General features: G+C 52.5%; 16 protein-coding genes. 7 read left to right on the plus strand and 9 right to left on the minus strand.

All coding sequences use genetic code 11. The features are described from left to right. The first annotated feature begins 148 nt into the window (after window positions 1-148). Window positions 149-3,715, plus strand: coding sequence for an ATP-binding protein (locus WDZ78_RS02175; protein ID WP_425672203.1), 3,567 nt, complete (start codon window positions 149-151; stop codon window positions 3,713-3,715). 98 nt (window positions 3,716-3,813) lie between these two features. Here the strand turns inward: WDZ78_RS02175 and WDZ78_RS02180 are convergent, their stop codons facing one another. The 3 genes from WDZ78_RS02180 to WDZ78_RS02190 form a co-directional block, all read right to left on the minus strand. Next, window positions 3,814-4,122: a hypothetical protein gene (locus tag WDZ78_RS02180; protein ID WP_112356838.1), complete on the minus strand. Its 309-nt coding sequence runs from the start codon at window positions 4,120-4,122 to the stop codon at window positions 3,814-3,816. A 1-nt stretch (window position 4,123) separates the two neighbouring features. Then, entirely contained in the window at window positions 4,124-4,318 is a 195-nt protein-coding gene (locus WDZ78_RS02185; RefSeq protein WP_425672204.1) for a hypothetical protein, read from the minus strand. A 73-nt stretch (window positions 4,319-4,391) separates the two neighbouring features. After that, window positions 4,392-4,631: a hypothetical protein gene (locus tag WDZ78_RS02190; RefSeq protein WP_112356839.1), complete on the minus strand. Its 240-nt coding sequence runs from the start codon at window positions 4,629-4,631 to the stop codon at window positions 4,392-4,394. Window positions 4,632-4,957: 326 nt separating this feature from the next. Between WDZ78_RS02190 and WDZ78_RS02195 the strand changes: the two genes are divergently transcribed. Continuing rightward, window positions 4,958-5,962, plus strand: a complete 1,005-nt coding sequence (locus tag WDZ78_RS02195) for a S1 family peptidase (protein ID WP_112356840.1) — start codon at window positions 4,958-4,960, stop codon at window positions 5,960-5,962. A 464-nt stretch (window positions 5,963-6,426) separates the two neighbouring features. Beyond that, complete coding sequence (locus WDZ78_RS02200; RefSeq protein ID WP_425672205.1) at window positions 6,427-7,965, plus strand: alpha/beta hydrolase; 1,539 nt, start codon at window positions 6,427-6,429, stop codon at window positions 7,963-7,965. A gap of 233 nt (window positions 7,966-8,198) precedes the next feature. On the opposite strand, the gene WDZ78_RS02205 is transcribed toward WDZ78_RS02200, so the two are convergent. Together WDZ78_RS02205 and WDZ78_RS02210 are read right to left on the minus strand one after the other, a co-directional pair. After that, complete coding sequence (locus tag WDZ78_RS02205; protein WP_425672206.1) at window positions 8,199-8,756, minus strand: hypothetical protein; 558 nt, start codon at window positions 8,754-8,756, stop codon at window positions 8,199-8,201. Window position 8,757: 1 nt separating this feature from the next. Next, window positions 8,758-9,348: a ComF family protein gene (locus WDZ78_RS02210; protein WP_112356843.1), complete on the minus strand. Its 591-nt coding sequence runs from the start codon at window positions 9,346-9,348 to the stop codon at window positions 8,758-8,760. 466 nt (window positions 9,349-9,814) lie between these two features. Between WDZ78_RS02210 and WDZ78_RS02215 the strand changes: the two genes are divergently transcribed. Then, window positions 9,815-10,330: a disulfide bond formation protein B gene (locus tag WDZ78_RS02215; protein ID WP_425672207.1), complete on the plus strand. Its 516-nt coding sequence runs from the start codon at window positions 9,815-9,817 to the stop codon at window positions 10,328-10,330. Between the two features lie 30 nt (window positions 10,331-10,360). On the opposite strand, the gene WDZ78_RS02220 is transcribed toward WDZ78_RS02215, so the two are convergent. Then, window positions 10,361-10,918, minus strand: coding sequence for an HNH endonuclease (locus tag WDZ78_RS02220; protein WP_003585610.1), 558 nt, complete (start codon window positions 10,916-10,918; stop codon window positions 10,361-10,363). Window positions 10,919-11,264: 346 nt separating this feature from the next. On the opposite strand from WDZ78_RS02220, the gene WDZ78_RS02225 reads away from it, so the two are divergent. From WDZ78_RS02225 to WDZ78_RS02235, 3 genes are all read left to right on the plus strand, one after another. Continuing rightward, a complete protein-coding gene (locus WDZ78_RS02225; protein WP_425672208.1) occupies window positions 11,265-11,564 on the plus strand; it encodes a hypothetical protein in 300 nt (99 codons plus the stop codon). A 133-nt stretch (window positions 11,565-11,697) separates the two neighbouring features. Then, window positions 11,698-12,303 carry a transglutaminase-like cysteine peptidase gene (locus WDZ78_RS02230; RefSeq protein ID WP_020012097.1) on the plus strand — a complete coding sequence of 202 codons (606 nt, stop codon included), beginning with the start codon at window positions 11,698-11,700 and terminating at the stop codon, window positions 12,301-12,303. A gap of 261 nt (window positions 12,304-12,564) precedes the next feature. Then, entirely contained in the window at window positions 12,565-13,356 is a 792-nt protein-coding gene (locus WDZ78_RS02235; RefSeq protein ID WP_425672209.1) for a metallophosphoesterase family protein, read from the plus strand. A 31-nt stretch (window positions 13,357-13,387) separates the two neighbouring features. Here WDZ78_RS02235 and WDZ78_RS02240 read toward each other — a convergent pair whose 3' ends face one another. From WDZ78_RS02240 to WDZ78_RS02250, 3 genes are read right to left on the minus strand one after another with little or no spacing between them, the layout of a single operon-like run. Beyond that, complete coding sequence (locus tag WDZ78_RS02240; RefSeq protein ID WP_425672210.1) at window positions 13,388-14,614, minus strand: glycosyltransferase family 4 protein; 1,227 nt, start codon at window positions 14,612-14,614, stop codon at window positions 13,388-13,390. Then, window positions 14,611-15,948 carry a polysaccharide pyruvyl transferase family protein gene (locus WDZ78_RS02245; protein ID WP_020012100.1) on the minus strand — a complete coding sequence of 446 codons (1,338 nt, stop codon included), beginning with the start codon at window positions 15,946-15,948 and terminating at the stop codon, window positions 14,611-14,613. Before WDZ78_RS02245 ends, WDZ78_RS02240 begins: the two co-directional genes overlap by 4 nt. Beyond that, window positions 15,936-17,420, minus strand: coding sequence for a lipopolysaccharide biosynthesis protein (locus WDZ78_RS02250; protein WP_425672211.1), 1,485 nt, complete (start codon window positions 17,418-17,420; stop codon window positions 15,936-15,938). Before WDZ78_RS02250 ends, WDZ78_RS02245 begins: the two co-directional genes overlap by 13 nt. Between the last annotated feature and the right edge of the window lie 61 nt (window positions 17,421-17,481).

A 17,481-nucleotide genomic window follows, 5' to 3' on the forward strand; every position in this document is an offset into this window, starting at 1 on the left:
AATTGATTTGGCCTCAGTTAGAGAATCTTTTTGCTCATAAGACGAACGTAGGGTTGTGGCTTCCGGTGAATCAGCGTGTATTTCTTGAGGTGTTCAATAATCCGCCAGTTCGATTGGTGGTAACGTCGTTAATCAAACAGGTGATCCTTTGAACTCTTTCAAAAACCTATGGCGGGAATTCTTCAAGGCCAAACCTAGAGTCGAGTTGGATAACCGATTTGTCGATTTGGCTCCTACCGACGATGCTGATCGGACTGGCGTTTACTCGTCCGCGCTCAACGCCGCCATCGGCAGGGAGAACGTATTCAACATCGCGCTCACTGGGCCTTACGGGTCTGGTAAAAGCAGCGTGATAAAGACGTTTCTTAAGTCCTACGGAGGAAAAGCACTAGCCTTATCACTGGCTTCCTTCATACCTGAGGCGGAAACAGAAGGAAAAACGAAGTTAAGCAAACAAGAAATTGAGCGAAGTATTCTGCAGCAATTGTTATACGGAGCAAATGCAAACAATCTACCACATTCACGCTTCAAACGGATTCAGACGCCACACAGACTATCGATTCTAAGCGCACTGGCGCTTTGTGTCGGCTTATTCTGTGCTTGGTATCTTTTCAACAATGTATCGATCATAACTAACGGCAAATATTTTACGCCATGGAGAATTTCGAACTGGTTTAATTATGTGGCTTTTGTCAGCGGGATTGCCTGCATATGGTGGCTTGCTTATGGAATATATGTCAAAAGCTTTGACGTCTCTCTTAAAAGCGTTTCGCTTAAAGACATACAGATCGCTCCCAAAGCACTTGATCAAGAATCAATTCTCAACAGGCATCTTGACGAGATAATATATTTTTTTCAGTCAACGGACTACGATCTAGTTGTCATAGAAGACTTGGACCGGTTCGATGAGCCTCATATCTTTGTGACTTTACGCGAGATTAATGCGTTGGTGAACCAGAACTCAGGTATACGCCGCCGCATCCGTTTTATATATGCTCTACGTGACGAAATTTTTGATACAACAGATCGGACTAAGTTCTTCGAATTTATTATTCCAATAATACCTGTAATCAATCATTCTAATTCAATAGATAAGGTTTTGGCACATGTGAATCGAATTGGACTTGCGGGGCAGCTTGACCCCCGATTCTTGCGCGATGTCTCGCGATACCTGGATGACATGAGGCTAATTGCCAACATATTCAATGAATACATCATATACTACAGCAACTTGACTGCGCAACAGAATGAAGGGGTAATCGATGCCAATCGGCTGCTCGCCATACTTATTTATAAGAATGTAATGCCAAAGGACTTTGCTTCCCTCCACAAACAGGACGGTCTATTAATTAAAGCATTGCGCCTATACGAGGATATAATCGCTAAAGAAGAGAGCAAAATACGACTCCAAATTGATGAAATACAAGGAGAGATTGATAGAGTTGAAAATCACACACTGGGTGACATCAGAGACCTTCGTAGAGTTTTTGCTATAGGAATCATTTCACAACTTCCACCACATACAGCCACCATCGCCACAGATACTGGACAAATCGGCATCGGAAAGCTTCCTGATCATCCCGATTTTGAAAAAATCCTCGCAGGGAACACAATATCAATTACCAACCATTATGGTCAGCCGAACTCAGTCCAGTTATCGAGCGTCGAAAAAGCAATAAACTCCAGCATGACGTACGCTGAACGAAAGAATGCCATTGAGAGTCAGGCGGCCGATTCTAGAGCGAGGATTTCTGAAAAGTTAGAGCAACTGAAACGCGAGATTCCGCTCTTGCGCATGAAGAAATTCCACGAGATTCTTAGGACAGGCTCCGGTTTAATCGACGAGACATTTGGGGAGGCGAGCGGAAATCGAGATCTTCTAAGATATCTTATCTTAGAAGGATATCTTGATGACTCATATCACCAGTACATTTCGCTATTTCACGGCGAGCGCCTTTCCCCCCATGATCATCAGTTTCTTCTTCAGATTCGCGCCTACAAAAACCCCCGTCCAAATTTCCAATTGAACAATATTCCTGAATTATTAGCGTCGATGAGGGAAGACGACTTCGGCCGTGAGTACGTCCTAAATTTGAATATATTCGAGTATATGCTGGAGAATTGCGGCGAAAATGCCGCCCGTATTGATCGGGCAATCGCATTTGTGAAGGAGAATTTTGATGAATGTGAAGAGTTTTTCACAGGTCACTATGCGACTGGAAAGTTCACCGATCGGCTCATCTCAATGCTTTTGGCCAATTGGTCTGACTTTCCCGTGGTCGCTCTAGAAGGCTCGCAAGCTGTGGCTCATGCGGCGCGTATTCTTGCATTTGCTCCTGAGGAGCTCTTCGCTTCAGAAAGCAAAGGCCGCGCTGCGCTATCTAAATTTCTTTCTGAAAATTTGAGCCTAGTTCTCGACCAGAATGTGGACTTCGAATTCAAACGCCTTAAGGTGTGTAATGTTGTTGTCACAAGTCTGATAAGCATTTCTGAATACAGCGATGCTTCCGAGTTCATTATAGCTGAAAAGCTTTATAGAATTTCGATCGAGAACATCAGGCACATTATGGCGTATTCCATCGGATATTCTAACCTCAATGATCTTGAGACGCGAAATTATACCGCGGTTTGCAGGGCTAACGATAGCGGACTTCGTGCCCACATTGATGCGAATTTTGATGCCTATCTCACGGACGTGTTGCTGAGCTTAAAGGAAAACACGTTTGAGGATGCAACGGCCGTCGTTGAAGTGCTGAACCATGAGGAGGTGGACTTTGATAGCCGAGCCCAGTTCCTCGAGATGCAATCCGCCCGCATTCATTCGCTAAGCGACGTTCCGGAGGGATTTTACGAAGTGCTCCTTCTCACTGAGAAAGTCGAGAGTACGTGGGAAAACTGCCTGACATACATCAACAGCGACATCTATGACGATGAAGTGCTTACCTCCTATTTGCAGCGCGGGAATGCGGCTGAGGTGCTTTCCGAAACTCCAGTAGCAGATGGAGAGCAGTGGCGTAAACTTCGACAGTTTCTGGTCAACAACGAAGCGTTTGACGATGAAATATACCGTTCATACATTAGCAATCTTCCGAACCAATTCACTAAGCTGCCGAGCGTCGGCTCTGAAAAACTCAGAATCCTTATTAAGGCACGCAAAATCTCGCTCTCAAGTGAGAACTTCGAAGCGATGGACGAAGGCATAAAACCCTTCTTTATCGCAACGAATTTCAACAGCTTCTGGAGCGACCGCGATGAGTTCGAGATGGACGACAGTTTACGCGGGGAGCTTTTGCAAGAACGCATATCAGACGCGCAAAAAATGCTCGTCATTTCTGAAATTGATCCGAATTTCATAATCGGTCATCCTGAGGTCGCTGCATTGGTAGCGCCCGTCTTGAATGGACAGCCTATTCCGCGAAAGCCTTACCATCCTGATTTCATACGAGCTGTCATTGTAAATTCTCGGAAAGGTGAACCTCAAATATCTCTGTTCAACAAATTCGAGGAAAGTCTATCCCTGGAAGAAGTCCGCAGCATTCTCGAGGAATTGCCGTCTCCATATTGCGACGTAGTGACATCCGAAAAAATTCCAAAAATAGAACTGACGGACACCAATATGCAGTTTGCGTCTTGGCTTAAAGCGCGGAAAGTAATTTCCTCGTATAGCGTATCAATTTCGACAGGTGTTATCCGGATCAACAAATTCCGAAAGTAGTCGTGCCGAAATTGCCATCCAGAGGACTTTCACCTGTATATTTTTTGACTTCAGCACTGCTCACAAATAACCGTAGGTGCCGGGCATCGCTTCATAGCTCATGGCCAATCCCTTTTTGCGCGCGCCAGAACAAAGCTGTTTTGCTCGCGATTGCCGCACCCAAGGCAACGCAAAAGCGGCTCCATGGATATGATTGGTCGGAATTTTCCATAACGACGCTGTAGCGCCCACCTGTCCAGCATGCCCACGCGCTTGCAACGCCAGCATTGGGCGCAGACGACATACCATTGCGGTAGATCGACCAACGTCGCCGAATGATCCCGCTGCGGCACATAAATACCTGTCGGTTTCGGCGGCATATTGTCGTTGTTGCCGCCGGTCAGATCGATGCCGCGGCGATGGCGCATGTCATTCCCGCTCGGCGCTTGGCTTCCATCCCCGTGTGTATCCCCGGCCCATGGCTGTGGCGGCAATGGATAGCTGATTTTGCAGATGGTGGATTTCGTCCAGCAGTGTTTCCACGGCGGCAACAGCATCGCCGTCATGACACTGGATAACATAGGCTGCGATATCGTCCGGCGGTTTGATTGCGTTCGGGCGCACGTTTCCAATCTCCTGTTTCAGAGCCGCAAAGTTTTCCCTGTCATGAAAAGGCGCGCGCCCCCCCGCCGGTAAATCAGTCTGGCATAAGGTCGGCAATTTGCCCGTGCTGAACCAGCAGACGAGGATTAGCCATGCTGCCGCTTTCCTCGTCCACGGTGACGGCATAAGCCGCTACGCCAATGTGGCGCGGTGCCATGGCGCTCGCCATTTTTTCGGCGGATACTGCGCTGGTGGCGGGCCGCATATCGCCCGGCACTATGCCGCCGCGCCCTTTTTTGAACTGCACTACAATGATCTTTTCCGCGTCAGACATGTCTCTTGCCCTCTCGTTTGTTCTATAAATGTTCTCATATTGAGAAAGAGTCAATATGGAGGCCTCCGCCGTGTTTCAGAACCGGCAGGGTTTTACAGCGCTATTGAAAACATTGGGAGAATTTAGACGGGAGAGGCAAAGTTTTACCGGTAAAGCGCTGGAATCTTTACGATAGATCGAGCTTCCCAAGCTGAAGATCGCTAGCAAAAAAAGGAGGCGGCGTTTCTCGTCTTTCCTTTCATTTAGGTTCTTCAATGGCTCCCAAGAAGCCAATTTGTGTACTATTGGTTTAGTTCTGGAATGTTTAAACGTTTAGAGGGAATTATATGGTCGCCAAGCTTCTTGACGAAATGGCACTAAATCCACCCAAGGAAATCTTCTCGCTGATGAAGCTTCTACATACGGCGGTCCGTGATGATCTTTATCGTGATTTTTTGAATAAACACGCCAGCGGTCTCTTAGAATTTCAGGCCCGAAAAACGTTGCTATATGACGGGTTTTTCAGAGAGCAAGATTTCCTTGCGCTTATACATGCTTGTGGAGATGGCGGCGGAACTAGCGTGTACGCCATAATGCCGATTTTGAGGAAACTCGTAGAGTGGGGCATTGTTACAGATCAAAGTATTTTCGGATCGCAAGCTTATGTTTCTTATTCTTGGAACAAGCAAAGGATAGCGCACCTAATGATGTTGAATGTTATTGATAATATCCTGTTTTCATCTGCGTATGTTGCAAACAAGTATCGGGGGAGTATTCCAGCTATCTATGTCCGAAAGGGTGAAGACGACTACACCGGAACCGGCTTTTTATCTACAATAGTAGGTGGAAATAAGCACGTGATTGTAAGTGCGAAGCACAACGTTGACCCGGGTGACGGCATCGAATTTCGCAGTCTCAGTCAGCCTGAAGGGAACACTTACAAGCCAACGAGCGGTAAGTGGATTTTGCATAACACTCTTGATCTAGCACTTCTCGAGGTGACGTTTAGTCACACTGCGATCCCACTCTTCGCAGTCGGCCTTCCTTCGGTGCTTCAGCGGACAATCACTTTAGGTTATCCGCGCATCGCGACTACTGCCGACACTTATCTTCTCGCTCACGGAGGTGAGCTAAATGCGGTTGTTGATACATATTTTGGTGAAAAAAGATTGATCATTTCTAACTTAGTGTCCCCTGGCAATAGTGGTGGGCCGGTTTTGGATGAAGCCGGTCTCTGCCTAGGCGCGGTCGTCAATTCGCTAGAAACAAAGCACGACGGCGGTATCGAAAAGGCTAGTTCCGCAATCCCCGCTCATGAAATTCTTAGATTCATCACTCCTTACTGCCTGTAACGACTCGCGAAATCTGCGTTGTTGTCCAAGTTGGGCGAACAAGCCGCTTGGCCTTGGGTTTTGTTTGCGGGGGACGCTTAGCCTACGTAATAATCGAAGCGTAAACACTCAGCGCTTCCTATATGCTTCCTGTAAAATTTTTTTAGCTGGAGAGGCCAGAGTCGTAAAACCCTGAGGAATATGGCGCACCCGACAGGATTCAAACCTGTGACCTTTGGAATCGGAAACCATCACACGTTGAAAGTTGATGACTTTGGCCGGATATCGTTAAGTGCAGACGGCGACCCTACAAAAAGTCCCATTGGCTGACGCGACTTATCTTTTTTGCTTGTCTCCATTGATCGTGACGGGAAATTGGTTTTGCGTCAGGAGCGACCTAAACCAGCCGCAAACTCGGAGATTTGCTACTTTTTAATTGCTGAGTCCTAACCTTGCCGCACTATCTAGAGTTTATGGGCGGTATCATGTTCAACGTTCAGCATGCCGAATGGCTGAGAGAGGGTGTCTCAGCGTGGAATAGGAGACGGAAAAAGGTTAGATTTTCCCCAAATCTGGCAGGGCTAAAATTGTTCGATTTTCTGCCGCCTGACTTTAGAGATTCTCCGAAAACATCTCGGTACTTCGAGAAAATTGACCTCTCGAACGCGAATCTACAAGGTGCCGATCTCTCGCACTTGAATTTTGCGCGCGCGAACTTCGCTGGTACGAATCTCATCGGAGCAGATTTATCTCTATCAAACTTTACGGGCGCACGGTTTCGCCGCGCAAATCTCGCTGAAGCTAGAGTGGAAAACGCCCGTTTCCGGCGCGCAAATTTCGAGCATGCTAATCTTCAAGGAGTGCAGTTAGAAAGCGCGGACGTTGGACAAGCAATATTTGTGGAGGCCAAGATTGACCGCGAGCAGGCTCGGATTCTTCAGGCAAAGAGCGCCGTCGTTTTCCAGTCCGTTGTGGCCTACCGGGAATCAAGAGAACTGGATACCCATTTAGCAATGAGGAGCCGCCTTGATGGTCCTGATGATAAAACCAGAAAAAATAGATACGACGTATATTTCGCCACTAATCGAACACCGGTTGCTGAAAGGGGCGAATTGAGGACCTTCGGCACTACGGACGCACTTCGTCTAAGCTATGGTGTGTGTGAGGTTATAGTCCCAGACAGTCATAGAGTCGGTTCGTTGGGGTCCCCGCTGTGGAAAAGGATTTGGAACCGGAAGGATGATCGCCTCCGCCTTGAACATCTTATTGCTTTGACCGACGAACTGTTTTGGAAGTTCATCGCGGACACAGCCGAGAAAATGGCCGTTAAGGAAACGCCTACGATCTTCGTTCATGGCTTCAATACCGATTTTGAATCCGCCGTCTTGCGTGCAGCCCAACTGGGTCACGATCTCGGATTGGGTCAAGGCATCGGTCTGTTCAGTTGGCCGTCAAAGGGTGGTGTTCTGAATTATCCAGCCGACGAGGCGGCCGCTGAGGCCAGTAAGTACTTATTGGCAGATTTCATCCACGACTTTATAGAGAGAACCCCCGGACAATGCGTGAATTTCATTGCTCATAGTATGGGTTGCCGTGTTCTGGTCGGTGCGCTCGAACACCTCGCGGTCACTAGAAGCCCGGCGGTGGAAAAGGTCCATCAGATTATTTTAGCAGGGGCGGACGTCGATGCTGTGATTATGCCGCGTCAAGGCCGGCGCTTTCTGAAACAATGTCGGCGCGCTACTTCATACGTTTCTGATCTCGATAAGGCTTTAAAGGTATCCAGTTGGCTCCACGGCAATCCGCGGGTTGGCTTCTCTCCACCGACCTTTGTACTAGAAGGGATGGACACCATTCTAGTGAATGACAAAGACCTGGGTGACTACGCTCACGGATACTTCGCAGCAAGTAGAACCGTCCTGAACGATATCTTCCAGCTTCTACAAGCAGACACCCCTCCTAGCAAACGATTTACACTCGACAGTGTGATCGGCGAAACGAGCTATTGGAGAATAAGATATTGAGGCCCACGTATTGTTCTGAATTAAGCTCGGCTCGCTCGAGCGCCGTTAGAACAAGAGGCCTTCGCCCCCTTGGGCAGCCTGCTGCCGAATGCCGAACTGCCCGCCACGTTTTCGCGCCTAAAAAAATGTTACAGCGCTAATGCAAACATTGATAGATTTCCCACGTGAAAGAAAGAGATTACTCATAAGGAATTCAGATCGTTAAGGCACATTGAGCTTCTCTAGCTATTTCGCTAGAAAGGCAGGCTCATAGTATTATTTTCCAAACCCCGCACTTTTGTCAAAAGGCCCATTTTTTTATCAGCAGCTTCTAACGCGGCGAGAGACATAAATTCGGTGAGTGCCCGCAAAGTAGCGGCATCCTTGACAACCTTAAAAACACCCACTTTGTTGACGTATACGACACACTTTTTCTTACGTTGAACAAGCTCAATTATGTTCGTGAGGGTACCCGTGCTTTTACTATCCCAAAGCATGAAGCCCAATGTGCAATCGACAGCCATCGCCACATCCTTGGCTGTGAAAAACGCCTTCGTTCCGGGCTCAGCCCGCGTTTCGATATGCCTAACAGTCCAGTTCCCCACGTTATTTCTAACGTGGGGGCCAGAGCAGTAGACTGTTACGGAAGGTACAACCCGCTGGTAAAGTGCGTGTTGGACAGCTGAATCGACGCCATTAGCATCACCGATCAAAATATCCAAACCGGTTTCGATAAGTGAATTCAGCCTCTCGACAAAAGCCGTCGGTAAACTCTTTATCGTGATTGAACCCGCGATGAATACCTTGTCCATGTTACTTCCAAGTTAGTGCTGCGATATAAATTTTGTCGATCTTGGGATAAGTCCGAAGAGCTTTCGTTGCGGCCTCCATGGACGCACCACTGTCGTATAGGTCATCTAACAGTAGCACATTCCACTTCCCTTGTTGACTTATCGGATCATTGATCGAAAACCTACCTTCAAGTTCGGCTTCTTTTTCTGCCTTCGTTGAAAGGTTTTTAAGCGTTACCCCGCTCGTAGATGCAGCCTTAACAATTATGTTGTCGAATGAACTCACTGCCATGAGGGGCGCAAGTTCGGACGCAACTTCGTCAACTGGTTGGCGTTGCCGACTCGTTGACGCAGGCATTGGAATTATCAAGCCGATTTTTGGAAGCTTTGGGACGATTTCCCCGAAAACTGCTTCCGCTAGTTTCTTCGCTTCGCCCCAGTTCTGTTGATACTTTAGCTGATAAACCGCTTCCCCCGCAGCAGTACGGATATTGTCGAAGCGGGGATGCCCATTACTAGGATCATATCCAACAAAAGTGCTGCTTTTCATGTGTTTATCAAGGGCGTAACCATCGTCCCATATTCCACTCAGCCGTCTCAAATTAACTTCCATGTCCTCTACCCCTTAAGTGACTACGATTTTACTATTCCGAGAAAAATCGAAGAATGCAACCTGTGAGTTGAATTAGACAGTTTTGTTCTATTGGACACTTTTCTAAAAAACCTAACGTTTGGGCGGAAACAACGCAGGTCCAACGATAAGACAAGCCGCTGATTTCGTTCAAAATCAGCGGCCCGGCTTGGGGTACCATTTCCAAAACCGCATTGATTTCCTTCACTTTGTCCAGCGCCTCCAAGTGAACCCTTTAACGGTCTCACGCCGGCCGGCAAGCTCACGAAACTTTGCTTGCGCACCCCCCCGAATATTGCCAGGCTTTCATTTGCCAGATGCGGCGGACTGGATTAGACGAATCCCGTTACACCCCGTGAGGACCGGCGACTTAATTTCGCCATCACGCCCGCCTTTTTGAAAGCCCGTCCGGGATATCTGCTTCTTCGCGAAGTTTGAGGAAAACAACATGGCCAATGCGACCACCGCCGACAATAGCCGCACGCTCGCCGCTCTCGGCGTCACGGCGGGAATGATCTTCACCGTCGGCTCCGCCCTCGGTTTCCAGCATATTGGCGGTTATACGCCCTGCGCGCTGTGCCTGCTGCAGCGCGATCCCTATTATTACGCCATTCCGCTGGGCATATTGGCCGTTGCGACCAGCATTTTCAAATTGCCCGTTCAGATCACACGGGTGCTTCTTGCCTTTATCGGCGTGGCGATGCTGATCGGCGCCGGGCTTGGCGTTTATCACGCCGGCGTGGAATGGGGTTTCTGGGCAGGGCCGATTACCTGCGCCACCGGCGCGCCGTCCATCACCACCAATGCCGGCGATCTCCTGGGTAATCTGAATGCCATCAAGGCGCCCTCCTGCAACGACGCTGCCTTGCGGGTGCTCGGCCTTTCCTTCGCGGGCTGGAATGTCATCGCAAGCGTTGCACTTGCGGCAGTCGCCTTTTTTGGCGCGAGCCGTAAAAGCCGGTAAGCGGAAAAACCGCATTGCAGTCCTGATAGATCAGGGCTGCAGTTCGGTATCCCAGTAAAGATAGTCCATCCAGCTTTCGTGCAGATAATTGGGCGGGAACAGCCGCCCGTTATTGTGCAGATCCTGAACCGTTGGCTGGAATGGCTTCTGCGCCGGGAACATGCCCGCCTGCTTGGGAAGCTTGCTGCCTTTTTTAAGGTTGCAGGGAGAGCACGCCGCAACGACATTGTGCCAGGTGGTTTCACCGCCATGCGCGCGGGGAATCACATGGTCGAAGGTCAATTCATCCCGCGTGCCGCAATACTGGCATTCGAACTTGTCCCGAAGGAAAACGTTGAAGCGTGTAAAGGCGGGGTTGCGGGTGGGCTGCACGTAAGTCTTGAGGCTGACGACGCTCGGCAGCCGCATGGAAAAGCTGGGGGACGACACCGCGTGATCATATTCTGCAATGATGTTCACACGGTCTAGAAAAACAGCCTTGATCGCGTCCTGCCAGGACCATAACGACAAGGGATAATAACTCAGTGGCCTGTAGTCTGCGTTCAGAACGAGCGCCGGCAGGGCCTGTGGTGAAACTGCAATCGTCAAGGGCTTCTCCTGAGCGATTCGGCATCTGCACTTGTATATTAGGTCCGTTGTTACAGGATTGTGAAGCCTATAAATGCAGCGGCGAAGAGCTTAATTTTTGAGCCCCGGAATGGCGTTTTTCGCACTCCTGACGATCAAGCGGCACGGTGACGCCTCTTGGCGACGTGACACCACTGGCTGATGCGGCAGGGAGGCGATTCGGCCCTTGCCAGACACAAATCCTTCTCACACCGGATGCAATATCGGTGATATGATTACCCCCGACGGACGCTGGAAAATCAATGCGCGCCGGGCATGGCAAATGTGCGGCGGCGTCATCCATTATTTCATCCATGGAGGAACGGCCATGATGTTAGGCAGATGGCGGGCGGCGCCGTTGTGGGGAAGCTTGGCGGTCGGCGTTCTCACCGTCGTAATCGGCTTCTCAGCGAGCGCCCATGCGCAGCAATATCAGAATTTCGAAGTGACGCCGGACGGTCGCGGCGGGGCGCAGGGAACGATCGGCGGACGCAATTTCGAAGTTTACCGGAATTACGACCGGCCGCCGGCAAGCAGAGCCTCACCCGATACACGGCGGGAACTCCGACGAGCCGTCCCGCAAGAGACCTGTATTGTCGATACGGAGGGTCGAACCCGCTGCAAGTGAGCGCGAACCCCATTTTTCAGCGCTGTAACAAAATTAGATTTCATTAAAATGCAATCTATCGACTTAAACGGCCCGCAAGAATGGGTCGCTATGGTGCCAGCACAAGAGAAGGCAACTGTGCAGGGGCAAGGACATGGCGAAGAGAACAATCCGTCTGGCAACGTTTTTTGCCGTCGCTGCCGGCATGGCGGCGAGCATTGCGACCACCGCATCGGCCGTGCAGCTTGGTGGCCTTGCCCAAAAGCCCGGCGCATCGCGGCCCGGCCTCTTCATGACCACGAGCCGTCCGACCATCGCACCCATTGCCTTTGCGAAATTCTGCGAAAGCGCCGCCGACCAGTGCATCCGGATTGGCGACCGCGATACGGTGGAACTGAGCAAGCAGAAGCGTGCGGAACTCCAGCGCATCAACGCCGAGATCAACACCTCGATAATCTATGCCAGTGAAGGGGACGGCGAAGACGACTGGAAACTGAACCCGGCAAGCGGCGACTGTGACGATTATGCGGTGACCAAGCGGCAACGCCTCCTGCGCGCCGGCTGGCCTTCGGGCGCCTTGCGCATTGCCACTGCCCGCACAACGGACGGCATAGGTCACGCGGTTCTGGTCGTCAGCACCAGCCAGGGCGATCTGGTGCTGGATAACCGCACCAACGTCGTCAAGCCATGGAAAGCGGTGGATCTGAAATGGATCAAGATCCAGTCGCACGAGGACCCGCGTGTCTGGCTGAAACTCTAGAACATGTCTTTAGGCTGAAACCGCTCTTTCGGACGACAGGCATTCGACCGCCGGTTAAGGCAACGTATCTTTCGGTCATCAAAGAGGGTATTCTCTCCTCGCAGAATTGACGCGTCCCGCTTTACAAAAGCCGCCTCTCGCTGCTTCGTCCGGCGGGTTTTGGCGGCTGACCCAGCATTGCGTCAACGCAGCTTTGGCGGGTGATACGGCAGCCGCTTTCAACACTCTTGACCTTGTGCAGGAGAGACAGTATCGGCAGCTATGCCCAAGGTGCTCAACTGGATTCGCGGTCGTAAACAACCAGCCTCCCGCGACGACCGGAGGCGACGCAGAATCGACCTTGGCGACAAGCCAGCCTCCTTTCCGATCTATGCCATTGGCGACGTGCATGGCAGCCTCGACCTGCTTTTGCAGGCGGAGCGGAAAATCCTTGCCGATCTCGGACCCGACCCCTCTCCCGCGCTGGTCGTTCTCCTCGGCGATTATGTCGATCGCGGGCGCGATTCCCGTGGCGTTCTAGACCATTTGCTGCAGCCGCCGCCAGCGCCGTTGCGCCGTATTGCGCTTTGCGGCAACCATGAGCAGCTCTTCCATGATTTTCTCGAAAATCCGCAGGAGAACATGCACTGGCTGGACTTTGGCGGCCGCCAGACGCTTCTGTCCTACGGGGTCGACGTCGACTATTTCCTGCAAAAGGGTCGCCTCAGACTGCAGCCGTTCAGGGATGCCCTGCTCGGCGCAATTCCGCAGACCCACCGCCAGCTTTTATCCAGCCTGCCGATCTACGCCCGGATAGGGTCTTATATCTTCGTGCATGCAGGCTTGAGACCGGGATTGCCGCTGGAGGCGCAGACCGATGAGGACATGCTCTGGATCAGGGAGCCGTTCCTGTCACAAGGGGCAGGGCTGGACCTCGTCGTCATCCACGGCCACACCCCGGTAACCGAGCCGGAAACCGGCCCACAGCGGATCGGCATCGACACGGGTGCATTCACGACGGGCAGGCTTACCGTTCTCAGACTTTCGGATGCGGGCTTACATCTGATTGGTTAAGCGCGTTGCCGCGACCTCAAGACTAGCGGTTTCAACCAATTCGCCTGCCGCTCAGAATATTATCAAGGGTCGTCATTTGCTGGCGATTCCATTCAATGGCGTCCTCAAACGCCCTGTTTCCCAGTTCCCGCCGCTGATCGTGGCTGGAAGTGAGCTGCAGGACAGCGTCGGCGAAACCCCTGTGGTCATCATCGTCCACAATGACCACGCCGCGCCGGTATCGTTCCGAAAGCCCCCTCGCGCCCGTGCGGGTGCTGATTGTGGGAACACCGGCAGCCAGGGCATCGAGCAATTTTATATTGATGCCTGTTCCAAGCGTGATGGGGTTGATGGAAAGCGGCGCACGCATAAAGGCGTCCTTCACATCATCCACGCGGCCGAGCTTGAGAATACCCTCTTCATCTTCAATCTTGCCACATATTCCGCCCGCCAGCACCAGACGAACATCCGGCCGGGCAGCCCTTACCAGCGGCATGATGTTCCGCAGAAACCCCTTCAGGGAAATGATGTTGGCGTCATTAGCGGAACCGAGAAACAAAAAGTCGCTCGGCGTAAAATCTTCCACTTTTCCATTGAGATCGAGAATATGGCTGACGGTTGCGAGAACCGGCGGCTCTTCCCCCAGCCGCTGCCGGAACGCATGTTCCTCTTCCTCCTGAATGGCGACAACCACATCCGCACGGCGCAATGCCCGGCATTCCACTGCCGGCGGCACCGAAAACCAGTATCCATATTTGTTGGCGGTATGGATGAACGCCTTGTGCCGGTCGGCAAAGGAATCATGGGTATCAAGAATACACAACACGCCCTTCGGCAACCCCAGAAACGCCCTTGAGTGAAACGCATATTCCACAATGACGGCATCGATCCCCAGCCGCTGCTGAATATCGCGAAGCTGCCGGCCCATTTCCGGATAATAGAATTCATCCATCTGGTTATAAAAACCACGCTCGCGGCCAAGCAGCCGGTGGAGCTTGCGAAGGGCCCGAAACGACGTCAAGCCAACCTCGAAACCAAAATCGCCGCGAAGTCGGGTGCTGAGGCTACCCCCCTGCCGAGAAACACGGTGCAGGTGATGCGGCCCGAATTCAGCCTCATGACCCGCCGCATCGAAATCGGTGGCGATCGTGCCGTCGACATAGATGAAATGCACCTCGTGCCCGAGGCTGCGCACGGCGCGCGTCAGCTGGAGAATCCTGCTCCGCGCGCCTTCATTGGCGGGAACGACCGGAAATGCCGAGACGAAAGCGACTTTCATGAAAGGACTGAAGCACGCGCCGGGAAAGTCTCGAACAGCTGAAAATTCCTCTTCGACATCGCCAGAATTTCCGGCAGTTTTTTCCCGACGTTTTCACGGATTTCGTCGGATTGGTCGATAAATTCGATCAAAGCGCTCTTGATACCATCCTGCGTAAGGAAGGAAGACGGAGAAAGCAGATCGGCAGCGGACAGACCAAAATGCTGATAGAGCCCTTCGAACTTCCCCTGATAGGCGATGCATATCGCTGGAACGCCTTTGCCGAGCGCGGCAATGGCGAGATGCATGCGCCCGCTGACGAGGCCGTCCAGCTGGCCGGCGACGCCTTTCAAGACGGGCGCTGACCATTTTCCGTCGAGATAACGGACCCTGTCGGTTCTGGACGCAGGCACACGCTCGGCGATAGCCTTGAGATAGGCCTGATCGCCCACATTGTCGCGATAGTCATGCGGGATGAGCAGCCAGCACACCGGCCGGGCATCGACGGCAAATTGCAACGCTTCCGCCGCGTGCCTGATGACCGCCTCGGTCTGCGCGCGGTCGGCGTTTTTGAACAGCATCGGATGCAGGTTGAAACCCATGACCCGGTATCCCTCGGCTCGCTTTCGCGCGATCCATGAACGCGTCCCCTCATCAGGTTCCGATGGAACGAGACTGAACGCGGAATCGGAAACGAGCGCCGCATTGGTCTTCGCGAAGGTTTGCAGGCGCTCGAGCGAGATAGTGTCACGCACCTTGAGCGAGCATTCCGGATGAAGGGAACGATAGAACATCGCCAGGGGGGCATGCGGCGTTTCATTGAAGCTGAAGCCGAGAATGACGTTCCTTATTCCGGCAGCGGCGGCGAGATCCGCACTCGCAAGAAGTTTTGCGCTGACCAGGGGGTGGTAGTACCCATCCATGACATCGGCGCCGACAACGACGACACTGTCGTATTTTCTTGTCGCGTATTGCTGTGCCAGGGCTTTTATGAAGTCGGGCTTGCCAAAGATATCGACGGGGACAAAACCCCTCTGGTAAGCGGAATCGGCATAGTCCATCCCGTCAACAAGAATGTCTATCTCGACATCGGGGTTGCTCGCACGGGCATGTTGCAGCGTCGCGGTGATCATCGCATCATCGCCCAACGAGCCGAAAAGGGTGATGGGGTCGCCGGCCACGATCAAAAGCCGGCTTAACCGGTCGCCGGTAGCGGCGGGTTTCATGCCTGCCTTCAATTCCTGCAGATCGTCAAAGAGTTGCCGAAACGCGATATCCCTTCTTCGCCGCTCGATATACTTCACGGCTCTCTGGCGCAGCGGTGCTGGCAGTATTTTTTTTATCAGCTTGCGCATTTGCTTTCCTTTCGGGAAATGATTTTGCCCATGACGAGCGCGATGGCGGACCGGGCCTCGTTCCGCGCGGTCAGCACCAGAAGCAGAAGATAGGCCGCGCCGAAAATGGAGCCGAGCAGGATGCCGGAGATGAAATCGCCGGCGCCCAGCAGCTTGACCTCGGGACGCATCCATTGAACGAGCAGGAAGCAGAAACCGCTGGAGGCGAAGCTCGGCAGAAGCAGGAGAAATATTCGCCACAGCCCGATGCCAAGCTCGCGGGCGATGAAGAAAAATGTGAAGGGCGTGGAGGTCAGCTGCCCGACGGCATAAACGATGACGATCTCCCTGATGCTATCAGTTGGAACCAGCAGGATCAGCAGGATCGTCGAAACCGCCTTGATGCTTCCGGCAATAAGCACCTTGTTCGGTTTGCCGCGCGCGGAGAGGAAAGGCGCGTTTTGAAACTGAACACATTGCAGCGCGCCCAGCAGAAGCAGCGGTTGCGCCACCCCGTCGGCGCCCTGCCAGCGCACCCCAAAGAGCACGTTGCAGATTTCCGGCGCCAATGCCGCGGCCAGCACGAAGACCGGTGTCGAGAAGATCGCCGACATGGTGATCGACTGCTTGTAGAGCGCCGCCATGCGTTCCCGTTCATGCGATATGCGCGAAAGCACCGTCAGTGAAACGTCATAAAGCGCCGCCTGAAGCAATTGCATCAGAAGTTGATAGAGCCTGCTGCCAACAGTGTAGAGGCCGAAGAGCGCGACCCCGTAATGTCCGAGGATCATGAAATCGATCAGGCGTGTGGCCGCGAAATCGACAATACGAAGGCCAAGCGCCGACGAACCGAAGCGAAGCAGTTCAACGAAGGTGCCGGGGTTGAGAGTGGCGCCCGGCAGCCAGTGCGGCTTTCGCCAGAGCCAGATCAGCGTGACGATGGTGGCGACATAGGTCTGAACGACGAGGCTCCAGACACCGAGGCCCATGATTGCGAAAACAATCGCCACGCCGCCACCGATGATGTTCGATATGAAGGTTCTGATCGCCAGCGGCTTGAAAGCCAGCGCGCGGCGATAATTCACCTCCTGAAACATCGATGCCGTGTTCAGCGGCAGCAATATGCAGATCGCCACGATGACCGGCGCCAGCCCTTCGACCTCGAACCAGCGCTCCAGTTCCGGAGAGAACACGCAGACGGCAATGGCCAGTAATGTCGCCACCGCAACCGAGGCATAAAACGGCAGATTGACGTCGCTGGGTTCCAGATCGCGTTTCTGCACGATTGCATCCGCGAATCCGAATTCCGACAGCATCTGGATCAGCATCAGCACCAGCCCGGCGGTGGCGACCATGCCGTAATCGGTGGGGCTGAGGAAACGGGCGAGGACGATGAAGAGAATGGAGGTGAAAAGCTTGCCGCCCCAATTCTGGACGATGGACCAGAACACGCCTTTCAGGGCCGCATTGCCTATTGACGTTGCCTCGGACATCAATCCACCACCTGCAAAACCGGCCGCATCAACGCGTCAGGCGCAGCGACCGCAAAACAGT

Origin of the sequence: Agrobacterium sp. M50-1 (assembly GCF_049843495.1) — a bacterium.
Classification (GTDB): Bacteria; Pseudomonadota; Alphaproteobacteria; order Rhizobiales; family Rhizobiaceae; genus Agrobacterium; species Agrobacterium radiobacter.